At 62.2% G+C, this 12,369-nt stretch carries 12 protein-coding genes; 2 read left to right on the top strand and 10 right to left on the bottom strand.

Going from position 1 to position 12,369, the window contains the following annotated elements:
* Nucleotides 1-94: 94 nt before the first annotated feature.
* A complete protein-coding gene (locus tag C9422_RS15795) occupies nt 95-844 on the bottom strand; it encodes a TerC family protein (RefSeq protein ID WP_116581278.1) in 750 nt (249 codons plus the stop codon).
* Nucleotides 845-873: 29 nt separating this feature from the next.
* The gene (locus C9422_RS15790; RefSeq protein WP_102702184.1) at nt 874-1,116 is read right to left on the bottom strand and encodes a hypothetical protein; all 243 of its coding nucleotides are present in this window, start codon (nt 1,114-1,116) and stop codon (nt 874-876) included.
* 221 nt (nt 1,117-1,337) lie between these two features.
* Between C9422_RS15790 and nhaR the strand changes: the two genes are divergently transcribed.
* Complete coding sequence (gene nhaR, locus C9422_RS15785) at nt 1,338-2,237, top strand: transcriptional activator NhaR (RefSeq protein ID WP_116581277.1); 900 nt, start codon at nt 1,338-1,340, stop codon at nt 2,235-2,237.
* On the opposite strand, the gene C9422_RS15780 is transcribed toward nhaR, so the two are convergent.
* Complete coding sequence (locus tag C9422_RS15780; RefSeq protein ID WP_116581276.1) at nt 2,224-3,387, bottom strand: MFS transporter; 1,164 nt, start codon at nt 3,385-3,387, stop codon at nt 2,224-2,226. The two genes, nhaR and C9422_RS15780, sit on opposite strands and share 14 nt — an antisense overlap.
* 452 nt (nt 3,388-3,839) lie before the next feature.
* Here C9422_RS15780 and sstT point away from each other — a divergent pair, with 452 nt between their 5' ends.
* Nucleotides 3,840-5,060 carry a serine/threonine transporter SstT gene (gene sstT, locus C9422_RS15775; RefSeq protein WP_116581275.1) on the top strand — a complete coding sequence of 407 codons (1,221 nt, stop codon included), beginning with the start codon at nt 3,840-3,842 and terminating at the stop codon, nt 5,058-5,060.
* 143 nt (nt 5,061-5,203) lie between these two features.
* Here sstT and C9422_RS15770 read toward each other — a convergent pair whose 3' ends face one another.
* From C9422_RS15770 to C9422_RS15735, 7 genes are all read right to left on the bottom strand, one after another.
* A complete protein-coding gene (locus C9422_RS15770; RefSeq protein WP_116581274.1) occupies nt 5,204-5,713 on the bottom strand; it encodes a DUF1993 family protein in 510 nt (169 codons plus the stop codon).
* A 209-nt stretch (nt 5,714-5,922) separates the two neighbouring features.
* Nucleotides 5,923-6,798 (bottom strand): SDR family oxidoreductase, encoded by an 876-nt coding sequence (locus C9422_RS15765; RefSeq protein WP_116581273.1) that lies wholly within the window; start codon nt 6,796-6,798, stop codon nt 5,923-5,925.
* Between the two features lie 159 nt (nt 6,799-6,957).
* A complete protein-coding gene (locus C9422_RS15760) occupies nt 6,958-8,106 on the bottom strand; it encodes an acetyl-CoA C-acetyltransferase (RefSeq protein WP_103395398.1) in 1,149 nt (382 codons plus the stop codon).
* A gap of 167 nt (nt 8,107-8,273) precedes the next feature.
* Nucleotides 8,274-9,329 (bottom strand): acyl-CoA dehydrogenase family protein, encoded by a 1,056-nt coding sequence (locus C9422_RS15750; protein ID WP_116581272.1) that lies wholly within the window; start codon nt 9,327-9,329, stop codon nt 8,274-8,276.
* A 10-nt stretch (nt 9,330-9,339) separates the two neighbouring features.
* Entirely contained in the window at nt 9,340-10,506 is a 1,167-nt protein-coding gene (locus tag C9422_RS15745; RefSeq protein WP_116581271.1) for an acyl-CoA dehydrogenase family protein, read from the bottom strand.
* Nucleotides 10,507-10,516: 10 nt separating this feature from the next.
* Nucleotides 10,517-11,272: an enoyl-CoA hydratase family protein gene (locus C9422_RS15740; RefSeq protein ID WP_095967396.1), complete on the bottom strand. Its 756-nt coding sequence runs from the start codon at nt 11,270-11,272 to the stop codon at nt 10,517-10,519.
* A 29-nt stretch (nt 11,273-11,301) separates the two neighbouring features.
* Nucleotides 11,302-12,369 carry a nitronate monooxygenase family protein gene (locus C9422_RS15735; RefSeq protein WP_116581270.1) on the bottom strand — a complete coding sequence of 356 codons (1,068 nt, stop codon included), beginning with the start codon at nt 12,367-12,369 and terminating at the stop codon, nt 11,302-11,304.

The following is a 12,369-nucleotide window of genomic DNA, read 5'->3' as shown; positions in this document are numbered from 1 at the left end:
GGCTGCGATCTTTTGATCTTCTAGAATTGAAAGTCAAAAGATCGCAGCCTGCGGCAGCTCCTACAAGGTGTTCAGGCGTTTCTTATAACGGCGGTCAGGCTTCAGTGGTTACCCGCTTCTGCCTGGCCCGGCGGGACATTATGTTCAACACCTCGATCGAAGCCGAGAATGCCATGGCCGCATAGACGTAGCCTTTCGGTACATGGGCGCCAAAACCTTCGGCAATCAGCGTCATGCCGATCATGATCAGGAAGCCCAGGGCCAGCATCACCACCGTCGGGTTGTCGTTGATGAACTTGGCCAGTGGATCAGCCGCAAACAACATCACCAGCACCGACACCACCACCGCGATGATCATGATCGGCAAATGCTCGGTCATGCCGACAGCAGTAATGATGCTGTCGATGGAAAACACCATGTCCAGCATCAGGATCTGGCCGATCGCAGCAGCAAAGCCCAGGGTCACGGTGGATGTCTTCGACGTCGGATCATCCGGGGCCGGGTCCATGCTGTGATGGATCTCGGTGGTCGCCTTCCACAACAGGAACAGGCCACCGGCGATCAGGATCATGTCCTTCCAGGAGAACGCGTGGCCGAGAATCTCGATCACCGGAGCGGTCAACTGGACGATGAACGCGATGGTGCTCAGCAAGCCCAATCGCAGGATCAGCGCCATGCCGATACCGATGCGCCGCGCCTTCTGTCGGTGCTGCTCCGGCAGCTTGTTGGTCAGGATCGAGATGAAGATCAGGTTATCGATGCCGAGCACGATTTCCATCACCACCAGGGTGGCCAGGGCAACCCAGGCAGTGGGGCTGGCGGCAAGTTGTAAAAGGTAGTCCATGGGTCAGTCCTGACTCGTTGTAATACGGTTTAGATTTCCTGGGAGGAAGATTCGGTTTTTTCCGATTCTTTTTCCGATGATTCTTTTTTGCTGATCAACCCGCCGGTGGCATCGCTGAGCGCCTGTTCGGCGGCCTTGTGGGTATCGTCAATCGCCTGTTTGGCGCTTTCGGCGGCCTTGCCCATCAACTGTTGCGCGCTTTTCTCGGCCTGGTCGCAACCGGCCAATACCAGTAAAGATGTGATCAACAGCGCCGTGGCTTTAATTTTCATGATGCTCCCTCGATAGAACGAACGGGACCGAAACGATGGCCCGTTGATAGCGATGCATTCTAGGGAAGCAAACACTTCAGGAAAATTCGTATTTTTGCGGTATATACTTCGGCTTTTACGAATCCAGACCTTCTAGCTTTTGTGTAGGAGCTGCCGAAGGCTGCGATCTTTTAAATCAAAAGATCGCAGCCTTCGGCAGCTCCTACAGGGACTACGTACCTATGTTGAATTACCGACAACTGCATTATTTCTGGGTGGTGGCCAAGACCGGCAGCATCGTGCGCGCCTGCGAACAACTGAACCTCACGCCACAAACCATCAGCGGGCAGATTTCATTGCTGGAACAGACCTTTGGCATCGAGTTGTTTCGGCGGGTCGGACGGCAGCTTGAACTGACCGAGGCCGGACGCCAGGCACTGCCCTACGCCGAGCAGATGTTCCAGCTGGGTGGCGAACTGGAACTGATGCTGCGGGCACAACCCAATGAGCAGCAGATTCTGTTTCGTGTCGGCGTGGCTGACGTGGTGCCCAAGTCCATCGTCTATCGCCTGATCGCACCCACCATGGAGTTGAGCGAACCGCTGCGCATCACCTGCCGCGAAGACAAGCTTGAACGTTTGTTGGCCGACCTGGCGATCCAGCGCCTCGACCTGGTGATCTCAGACAGCCCGATGCCGTCGCACCTGGACATCAAGGGTTACAGCCAGAAACTGGGTGAGTGCGGGATCAGCTTCTTCGCCACCCCAACGCTGGCGGCCCGTTACGGTCAGGACTTCCCGCGCAACCTGCACGGTGCGCCGCTGCTGATTCCCGGTCCTGAAACCGTGGTGCGCAGCCGTTTGCAGCGCTGGTTCGCCGAGCAGCAGATCCAGCCGCAGATTGTCGGCGAGTTCGACGACAGCGCCCTGATGCAGGCCTTCGGCCAATCCGGCAGCGGGATCTTCATCGGCCCGAGCGTGATTGCCGATGAAGTGCAGCGCCAGTATGGCGTGCAAGTGATCGGCCAGACCGACGCGGTGAGCGAGTCGTTCTATGCCATCTCGGTGGAACGCAAGGTCAAGCACCCCGGCATTGTCGCCATTACCGAAGGTGCCCGACGCGAGCTGTTTACAGCGCTGTAACCGCTTCGCGCGGCTTGCACGTCATCAGGGCGATGGCCAGCAGGATCGAAGCCAGAATGAAAGCGGCGGCGGCAAAGCCAAGGCCTTGCAGGCCAACGCTGTCGATCACCCGGCCACCGATCATTGCGCCCAGGCCGATGCCGAGGTTGGCCCCGGCGATGTTCAGCGACGCGGCAAATGCCGGCGCTTCGGGCGCGGCTTTCATCAGGCGCACATGGCTGACCAGGAACAACGCCGCCTGAGTCACGCCCCAGATGCCCATCGCCGCCGCCAGACCGAGCGGCGAATGGATGTTCGGCACCAGCGCCACCAGACCGGCAATCATGAACGCGCAAAACATCATCGACGCCATCAGCGGATGCCGATCCACCGCCCGGCCGCCCAGGGAGTTGCCGATCAACCCGACCGCGCCGAAGCCCATCAGGCACCAGCCGACCACGGTGCCGTTGAAGCCGGCGAGACGCTCGAGGATGTCGGCCAGATAGGTATAGGCCGTGAACATGCCGCTGAACACGATCACCGACAGCAGCACATGACCGAGCATCAGCGGGCTGCGCAGGATCTTGAACTGCGACAGGAAGCTCACCTGATGCTGGTGCAGGTTGGTCCTGGGCAGATAGATAAACAGCAGCAACGCCTTGGCAAAGGCGATGACCGCCAGAATCGCAAAGGCACTGCGCCAGCCGAACGCATCGGAAATCAGCGTGCCCACCGGAATGCCGAACACCGTAGCGCAGACAATGCCGAAACCGATCTTGGCAATGGCGCGACCGGCGTAATCCGGCCCGACGATGTCCACCGCCGTCTCGCTGGCCAGCGCCCAGAACACTGGCAGCCCCAGCGCCGGGATCAGCCGGGCAAACGCCATCACCCAGATGTTCGGCGCCAGCGCCGCCAGCGTATTGGCCAGGCCAAACAGGATCAGCACCGAGATGAACAGCTTGCGCCGCTCGAAGCGGGCGAACCAGGCCGTGAGAAACGGCCCGAACGCGGCCACGGTAAAGGCGAACAAGGTCACCAGCAAACCGGCCTGCGGGATGCTGACCTCCAGGTCCCGGGCGATCGCCGGCAACAGGCCAACGATGATGAATTCCGTGGTCAGCACCGTGAAGCCGGCGGCAGACAACAGAAGAATGGGCAACAACCGCATGTACAACTCCAGAAAACGACGACACCAGCGATAGCCCGAAGGCCCACTGGCAGACATGAAAATGAGGATGGCGAATCTTAACAGAGTGTTTTCGGATGCGGTTGCACGAACCTGCAATTCGCGTTGAAGACCAGGGCGTCAGTTCGTCACAGGTCTGAAGGATCGTACCTGCGCTGTGATAAAGTCCGCGCCCTGAAAAAAGTACACCCTGTGGTTAATGCCGATCGGTTAGCCGAGCCCCGTGGCGAGGGAGCTTGCTCCCGCTGGGCAGCGAAGCGGCCCCAAAAAAAGGGCCTGCTGCGCAGTCCAGCGGGAGCAAGCTCCCTCGCCACAGGAATCAGCGCTGGCATTAGCCCTGTGTTTCCTTCTCGGTTTCCCGCCTGCGGCCTGCCCTGCTTGTTGCCGCAAACCTGCGAAACCATGCATTAATAAAAAATCAGAGATGCTGTTTTATGACTGCTTCATCCCCTTCTCTATTGCACCGCCTTAAACGCTTGAGCCTGGTCACGCAGATCGTGATCGGCCTGATCGCCGGTATTGCCCTGGCCCTGTTTGCCCCCGACGTGGCCAAATCCACGGCGTTCATCGGCAAAGTGTTTGTTTCGGCACTGAAAGCCGTCGCGCCGATTCTGGTGTTCGTGCTGGTCATGGCGTCGATTGCCAACCACAAGCACGGCCAGGAAACCCACATCCGGCCGATTCTGTTCCTGTATCTGCTCGGCACTTTCGCCGCCGCCGTGGTCGCGGTGGTTGCCAGCATGACGTTCCCGTCGAGCCTGGTGCTGTCGACCCAGGACGTCGCGGTCACTGCACCGGGCGGGATTGGCGAAGTACTGCAAAGCCTGTTGCTGAGTGTGGTCGACAATCCGGTCAGCGCGCTGATGAACGCCAATTTCATCGGCATTCTGGCGTGGGCCATCGGCATGGGCATCGCCATCCGTCATGCCGGCGACACCACCCGCGAAGTACTGGGCGACCTGTCCAACGGCGTGACCGTGATCGTGCGCCTGGTGATCAGCTTCGCCCCGCTGGGCATCTTCGGCCTGGTGGCCTCGACCCTCGCTACCTCCGGCTTCGGCGCCTTGATCGGCTATGCGCACCTGCTGGCCGTGCTGCTGGGCTGCATGCTGTTCGTGGCACTGGTGATGAACCCGCTCATCGTCTTCTGGAAACTGCGCCGCAATCCGTACCCGCTGGTGCTGACCTGCCTGCGCGAAAGCGGCATCACCGCATTCTTCACCCGCAGTTCGGCGGCGAACATTCCGGTCAACCTGGAACTGAGCAAGCGCCTGGGCCTGCACGAAGACACCTACTCGGTATCGATCCCGCTGGGCGCGACCATCAACATGGCGGGTGCTGCGATCACCATCACCGTGCTGACCCTGGCGGCCGTGCACACCCTGGGCATCGCCGTGGACATTCCGACCGCGATCCTGCTGAGCTTGGTCGCGGCGATCTGCGCCTGCGGCGCTTCGGGTGTAGCCGGTGGTTCGCTGTTGCTGATTCCGCTGGCCTGCAGCCTGTTCGGCATCCCGAGCGAAATCGCCATGCAGGTGGTGGCGGTCGGTTTTATCATCGGCGTGTTGCAGGACTCGGCGGAGACCGCGCTGAACTCGTCCACCGATGTGCTGTTCACCGCGGCGGCTTGCCTGGGTGAAGAGCGCCTGGCCTGACAATCAAAAGATCGCAGCCTGCGGCAGCTCCTACAGGGCGTACACCGTTCCCATGTAGGAGCTGCCGCAGGCTGCGATCTTTTGACGTAAAACAAAGCCCGCCAAGGCGTAAACCTTGGCGGGCTTTTTAGTACCTGGGAGGTTTAGAACGCGCCCATGTAGTCACGCTTGCCCACTTCCACGCCATTGTGGCGCAGCAGTGCATAAGTGGTGGTGACGTGGAAGAAGAACTGCGGCAGGCCGTAGGTCAGCAGGTAGGCTTGGCCGCTGAAGCGCTTCTCTTTAGGCGTGCCCGGACGGGTCACGATCTCGATGCCTTCCTTGCCGTTGATCTGCTCCGGCGTGAACTCGCCGATGTAGGCCAAAACCTTGGCGATCAGTGCCTGCAGTTCGGCGAAAGTGGTTTCGGTGTCGTCGTACTTCGGCACTTCAACTTCAGCCAGACGCGAAGAAACGCCCTTGGCGAAATCAACGGCGATCTGCACCTGGCGCACCAGCGGGAACATGTCCGGGAACAGGCGCGCTTGCAGGAAGGCGTTAGGGTCGATGTTTTTTTCGGTGGCGTGAGCCTCGGCCTTTTTCAGTACATCGCTCAGGGCATTGAGCATTTGCTGGAAAACTGGCACGGAAGCGTCGTACAGGGAAATGGTCATGGCAGGTCTCGTGTGGTGACGGGAGGATCGCGGGAAACCTGTGGGAGCGAGCTTGCTCGCGATGGACGTGAACGATAACGCGTTCTGTCTGAATACACGCGTTGCGCTGGAGTTCATCGTCGGAACGCCGCCCGGAGCAAGCTCGTTCCCACAGGGGTTCGATTTTGGCCGATTATAGCCGCGTGCCGCCCATCTGAGACCGGTCTTTTTCAGCTGCCGTACACTTTGGCCGCCGGGACCGCTTGCGTCAGCAGTTGCGCGACGGCATCGCCCATCTCGCCAACCGCCCAGCGGCCCTGGCGATCCAGTTGCGGGCCACGGCGCCAGCCATCGGCGATCGACAACTTGCCGCCCTCGACTTCGAACATCTGCCCGGTCACCTCGGCGGACGCCTCGGAACCCAGCCACACCACCAGCGGCGCGACGTTTTCCGGGGCGAAGTAATCGAAGCCCTCTTCAGGCTTTTTCATGGTGTCGGCGAACACCTGCTCGGTCATCCCGGTCCGTGCGGCCGGTGCCAGGGCGTTGGCGGTGATCCCGTAACGGCGCAATTCGGCCGCCTGCACCAGCGTCAGCGAGGCAATACCGCCCTTGGCCGCCGCGTAGTTGGACTGGCCAATGGAACCCTGCAAACCGGCGCCGGAACTGGTGTTTATGATCCGCGCATCGACTCTGGCACCACCCTTGGCCTGCTCACGCCAGTACTTCACGGCGTGGCTGGAAATGCAGAAGTGGCCCTTGAGGTGCACGGCCACCACCGCGTCCCAGTCGGCTTCGCTGAGGCTGGCGAACATGCGGTCGCGGCAGATGCCGGCGTTGTTGACCACCACGTTCAGGTCGCCAAAGGTTTCGATGGCCTGGCGCACGATCAACCCCGCCGAGTCATATCGAGTGATGTCGTCGCTGTTGGCCACGGCACTGCCGCCCTGGCCGAGGATTTCGCCGACCACGGCCAGGGCCGCTTCGCGGTTGATGTCGTTGACCACCACCTTCGCGCCTTCGGCGGCGAACGCCATCGCGTAGGCCCGGCCTAGGCCACCGCCAGCGCCGGTGATGATCACGACGCGGTTTTCACAGATTTTCATGCGGGTATTCCTTCAATTTTATCTCAAATACACACATCACCTGTGGGAGCTGGCTTGCCAGCGATAGGATCACTGCGGTGCGCCTGATACACCGCGGCGCCTGCATCGCTGGCAAGCCAGCTCCCACAGGATCGATGTGTTTCCTGGAATCAGGTCAACTCACAAACGCTCGATAATCGTCACGTTGGCCTGCCCACCGCCTTCGCACATGGTCTGCATACCGAAGCGTCCGCCGCTGCGCTCCAGTTCATGCAGCAGGCTGCACATCAAACGGGTGCCGGTGGCGCCCAGCGGATGGCCGAGGGCAATCGCGCCGCCGTTGACGTTGGTCTGTTCGTGCGGATAGCCGGTCTCTTTCAACCAGGCCATGGCCACCGAGGCGAAGGCTTCGTTGATCTCCACCCGGTCGATGTCTTCCAGCTTCATCCCCGCACGCTTGAGCGCGTAGGCGGTGGCCGGAATCGGCGCGGTGAGCATCCAGATCGGGTCTTCGGCGCGCACGCTCAGGTGATGGATGCGGGCCCGTGGCGTCAGGCCGTAACGCTTGAGCGCCGCCTCCGAGACAATCAGCATCGCGCTGGCCGCGTCGCAGGTCTGGCTCGACACCGCAGCAGTGACCCGGTCGCAGCCGAACAGGAATTCCAGCTCGGCCATTTTTTCCAGACTGGTCTGGCGCGGCGTTTCGTCATGCAGCACACCGGCCAACGGCACGATCTCGCGGTTGAAACGACCTTGCTCGATGGCCTGCAGGGCCCGTCGATGGGACTCCAGCGAATAGGCTTCGAGCTGCGCCCGGGACAGGTCCCACTTTTCCGCGATCATCTGCGCAGAACGGAACTGCGTCGGCGGTTGCGCGCCATAGCGCCGCACCCAGCCTTCGGAGCCGCTGAACGGATCGGTGAAGCCCAAGGGCTCGGCGGCAATCATCGCCGAGGAAATCGGGATCTGGGTCATGGTCTGCACGCCACCGGCGATGACCACGTCCTGGGTACCACTCATCACCGCCTGGGCGGCGAAGTGCACCGCTTGCTGGGACGAACCGCACTGGCGATCGATGGTGGTGCCCGGCACCGATTGCGACAGGCCGGCCGCCAGCCAACTGGTGCGGGCGATGTCACCGGCCAGCGGACCGATGGTATCGACACAGCCGAAGATCACGTCGTCGTAATCCTCGTCGGGAATGTCATTGCGCTCGACCAGCGCGCGCAATACATGCGCACCCAGGTCGGCGGCGTGGATCTGGCTCAGACCACCCTTGCGCCGCCCGGTGGGGGTGCGCAGGGCGTCGACGATATAGGCTTCAGGCATGGTCTACCTCGGTGAAGAAATTGAAATCTGGTATTGAGAGCGCCGAAAAACCTGTGGGAGCGAGCTTGCTCGCGATGAGGCCGACACATCCAACATTGATGCCATCTGACGCACCGCCATCGCGAGCAAGCTCGCTCCCACAGGGGGGCGTCACCCTTACTGACGGGTTAAAACGTACTGCCCGCACCGAGCACCGGGTTGCCCTCGAACAACGCCGCGCGAATCCGCCCTTTGTGACGGCCGCGATCGCCCCAGACCTTGTCCAGCGCCCAGGCGCGTTTCATGAACAGATGCAGGTCGACTTCCCAGGTGTAACCCATGGCGCCGTGGGCCTGGATGGTGTTCTTCGCCGCCAGCATGGCCGCTTCCGCCGTTGCCAGCTTGGCGTGGGACACCAGCACATCCTGCCCCGGTTGCTGCTCGGCCAGCGCATAAGCGGCGCGGTACAACGGGCCTTTGGCGAACTCGATCTGCACCGCGACGTTGGCCATCAAATGCTTGACCGCCTGGAACGAGCCGACCGGCTTGCCGAACTGCTTGCGCTCGAAGGTGTAGTCCACCGCCAGGTCGACCATGCGTTTGGCCAGCCCGAGCAATTGCGCTGCGCTGGCGAGGGCGCCACGGTTGAAGGCGGCTGCCCACAGTTGCCTTCCTTGTTCGCCGCTGGCCACGCAAGTAGCGGAAGTCGGCGTCCATTCGACCTGGAACAGTTGACGGCTCGGGTCGACCGACTCATTGCGGGTCAGGCGCACGGCATCGCGCTCCAGCGCATGCACTTCATCGCCATGGGCCAGCAACAGCAGATCGGCAACATGGGCATCGCTGACCAACGGGTTCCCCGGTTCGGAAACGGCCAGCCGTGCACTGCCCTCGGCGACCCGAGCCAACCAGTATTGCGTGAGCGCCGCGTGTTGCTCATCGAGGGCGGCGAGCAACGGCACGCCGACCAACATGGTGTCCACCAGCGGTTCGGGCAGACCGGCATAACCGCATTCCTGGGCAATCAGCACGAAATCCAATTCATTCATGCCCATGCCGTCCTGCGCCTCGGGCACGGTCAGTGCGGTCAGGCCCAGTTCCACCAGTTGCGCCCAGAGCCGCTCACTGCGCCCGCTGTCGCTCTGCCACAGTTCGCGAATGCGCTCCGGGGTGACTTCGTTGATCAGGAAGCTGCGGACGTTGTCCTGAAACAGCAGTTGGTCGCGGCTGAAACTAAAGTCCATGGTCTATTCCTCAGGCACGCGGCATGCCGAGCATGCGTTCGGCAATGATGTTGCGCTGGATCTCGTTGGTGCCGGCGTAGATCGGCCCGGCCTGGGCAAACAGGAAACCGTCCAGCCAATGGCCGACGTCACCGGCGGCCGGGGCATGCGGCAGCAGCTCGCCACGCAGGCCAAGAATGCTCATGGCGGTGTCGTGCATGCGCTGGTCGAGCTCGGACCAGAAGATTTTGTTGGTCGACGACTCCGGCCCGATCTTGCCGCCCTGCACCAGTTGCGAGGCGGTCATGTAGGTGCTCAGGGTGTAGGCCTCGGCATCGAGCCAGGCGCGCATCACCGCCTCACCGATGGCCGGGTCGCGGTCGGCCTGCTCGCGGTTGGCCAGGTACAGCTGCACCAGACGCTTGGCGGTTTCCTGGAAACGCGCCGGCGAGCGCAGCAACAAACCGCGCTCGAAACCGGCGGTGGACATCGCCACGTGCCAGCCCATGCCTTCGCCGCCGAGGGCGTTCTCCACCGGCACCTTGACGTCGTCGAAGAAGATTTCGGCAAACCCGGGCAAGCCGTTGAGCTGCGGAATCGGGCGCACGGTGATGCCCGGCGTATTGAGCGGCAGCAGGATGAAGGTCAGGCCGTGATGGCGCTGGGACTGTGGATCGGTACGGAAAATACCGAAGACCCAATCGGCCCACACCGCGCGGGTCGACCAGGTCTTCTGGCCATTGATCACATAGTGGTCACCCACCCGTTCCGCCTTGGAGCGGATCGCCGCCATGTCGGAGCCGGCCCCCGGCTCGGACCAGGCCTGGGCCCAGATGTCTTCGCCGGTGGCCATGCGCGGCAGAAACCGTGCCTTTTGTTCTTCGCTGCCGTACTCCATCAGGGTCGGGCCGAGCAGGAAGATACCGTTCTGGTTGACCCGTGCCGGTGCCCCGGAACGGTAGTATTCCTCTTCGAAAATCAGCCATTCGATCAGGTCGCAGCCGCGCCCGCCGAGTTCGGTCGGCCAGGTGACCATGCCCCAACGGCCTTCGTTGAGTTTGGCTTCCCAGGCGCGATGCCCGGCAAAGCCCCGTTCGGTGTCGAACGATTGCAGCGGTTCACTCGGTACATTGGCCGCCAGCCAGGTTCGCGCCTCGGCACGAAAGGCCTGCTGGGCCGGGGTATAGGTCAGGTCCATGGATATGCCTTCAGCCGTTGAATCGGGCATCGCGTTTCTCGACGAACGAGTCGCGTGCTTCCTGAGAGTCCAGTGAGCGATAGGCTTCGAGGGTGAAGCCCTGCTCCCAGCGGTATTTGTCTTCCAGATTGCCGTCTTCGATGCCGGTCAGCGCTTCCTTGGCCAGGCTGATCATGCCCGGGCTCTTGGCGGCGATGGTGCGGGCGATCTGCAACGCGGCTTCGCGCAAGTCTTCGCGCTTGACCACCTGCTCCACGGCGCCCAGACGGTAAGCCTCGGCGGCGTCGATCGGCTCGCCGGTGAAGTACATGTGGCGGACCTTCTGCACCGGGAACAGGCGCTGCAAATGCGCGCCGCCGCCCATGGCCCCGCGATCCACTTCCGGCACGCCGAAGGTGGCGCACTCGGACGCGACAATGATGTCGGCAGCGCCGCAGATGCCGATGCCGCCGCCCAGCACGAAGCCGTGCACGGCCACGATCACCGGTTTCGGGTTGCGGTGAATGGCCTTGAAGCTGTCGTAGTTGCCCTTGTTCACCGCGACGATCAGGTTGCCGTCGGCAGCCAGTTCCTTGATATCGACCCCGGCACAGAAGCCGCGACCTTCCGCGCGAATCACGATCACCCGCACGTCGTTGTTGCGGCCCAGGCCCTCGATCTCGCTGGCGATATCCGCCCAGCCCTGGTTGTTGAAGGCGTTGACCGGTGGCCGGTTGAACACCAGTTCGGCAATGCCGTGTTCGATGCTGACGCTAAATGGTTTCATGGTTTCCTTCCTTCACAATGCATGGCCCCTTACGACACACGGCGGCACAACTCGCCCAGGCGCGCTTCGGCGTCGCGGACGATCTGTTCAATCAATTGGGCGCAGCTGGGCAAGCTGTCGATGGATGCCGCGATCTGCCCTGCGGGCAACACGCCGGCAGCCGGTTGCCCGTCGACCATGGCTTTCTGGATCACCATCGGCGCGTTGGCGGCCATGATGCTTTGCGCGGCGGTCAGCTCTCCGGCACCGCGCATTTTCAGGGCACTGCCGAGCAGTTGCGTCAGGCTCATACCCGTGTGGCGGCGGTAGGCCAGACCACTCTGAAAGGCCAGCAACAGGCGCTTGAGACCGCCGCTGTTTTCCAGCTGGTTGAGCAATTCGTTGCGGATCATCCGTTGCGGCATGCCGTCGATGGCGCGGCTGATGATGATCGCCGCCGGGTCCTTGACCGCCAGGTAACGGGCCAACGTTGCTTGCGGCACCGGGCTATCGGCGCACATCAGAAAACGCGTGCCCATGGCGATGCCTTCGGCACCGTAGGCCAATGCAGAAACCAGCCCCTTACCGTCCTTGAAGCCGCCCGCCGCCACCACCGGCACTGAGACTGCGTTGACCACTTGATCGAGCAGCATCAAGGTCGGCACGGAACCGGTGTGCCCACCGCCCTCGCCGCCCTGTACCGTCACCGCATCGGCGCCCATTTCCACGGCTTTCTGTGCATGCTTGAGCGCGCCGACCGTGGGAATGCACACCACCCCGGCATCTTTCAGGCGGCTGATCATTTGCTTGCCCGGCGAACGGCTGTAGCTGACCGCGCGGACTTTATGGCGCAACACCAGCTCGACGATCTCGCCGGCATTGGCCTGGTACATGTGGAAGTTCACGCCGAACGGCTGATCGGTCAGGCGCCGGGTTTCGAGGATCGCCGCTTCCATCTGCTGCGGTTCGATGGTCGCCCCGGCGAGAAAACCGAAACCACCGGCATTGCCCGTGGCCGCCACCAGTTTCGGGTCGGCAACCCAGCCCATGGCGGTCTGGATGATCGGGTAGCGGCAACCGAGCAGCTCGGTCAGGCGGGTATTCAACGAAATCGCCAT

Source organism: Pseudomonas sp. B1(2018), from assembly GCF_003097365.1.
Classification (GTDB): Bacteria; Pseudomonadota; Gammaproteobacteria; order Pseudomonadales; family Pseudomonadaceae; genus Aquipseudomonas; species Aquipseudomonas laurylsulfatiphila.
Note: the sequence above shows the minus strand (reverse complement) of the source record. Positions and strands in the feature narration are given on the sequence as shown.

Coding starts and splice junctions, on each gene's coding strand:
- sstT (WP_116581275.1), top strand. CDS start 3,840: ATGACTGCTTCATCCCCTTCTCTATTGCACCGCCTTAAACGCTTGAGC.
- C9422_RS15735 (WP_116581270.1), bottom strand. CDS start 12,369: ATGGCGATTTCGTTGAATACCCGCCTGACCGAGCTGCTCGGTTGCCGC.
- C9422_RS15770 (WP_116581274.1), bottom strand. CDS start 5,713: ATGACCATTTCCCTGTACGACGCTTCCGTGCCAGTTTTCCAGCAAATG.
- C9422_RS15750 (WP_116581272.1), bottom strand. CDS start 9,329: ATGGACTTTAGTTTCAGCCGCGACCAACTGCTGTTTCAGGACAACGTC.
- C9422_RS15745 (WP_116581271.1), bottom strand. CDS start 10,506: ATGGACCTGACCTATACCCCGGCCCAGCAGGCCTTTCGTGCCGAGGCG.
- C9422_RS15765 (WP_116581273.1), bottom strand. CDS start 6,798: ATGAAAATCTGTGAAAACCGCGTCGTGATCATCACCGGCGCTGGCGGT.
- C9422_RS15740 (WP_095967396.1), bottom strand. CDS start 11,272: ATGAAACCATTTAGCGTCAGCATCGAACACGGCATTGCCGAACTGGTG.
- C9422_RS15780 (WP_116581276.1), bottom strand. CDS start 3,387: ATGCGGTTGTTGCCCATTCTTCTGTTGTCTGCCGCCGGCTTCACGGTG.
- C9422_RS15790 (WP_102702184.1), bottom strand. CDS start 1,116: ATGAAAATTAAAGCCACGGCGCTGTTGATCACATCTTTACTGGTATTG.
- C9422_RS15760 (WP_103395398.1), bottom strand. CDS start 8,106: ATGCCTGAAGCCTATATCGTCGACGCCCTGCGCACCCCCACCGGGCGG.
- C9422_RS15795 (WP_116581278.1), bottom strand. CDS start 844: ATGGACTACCTTTTACAACTTGCCGCCAGCCCCACTGCCTGGGTTGCC.
- nhaR (WP_116581277.1), top strand. CDS start 1,338: ATGTTGAATTACCGACAACTGCATTATTTCTGGGTGGTGGCCAAGACC.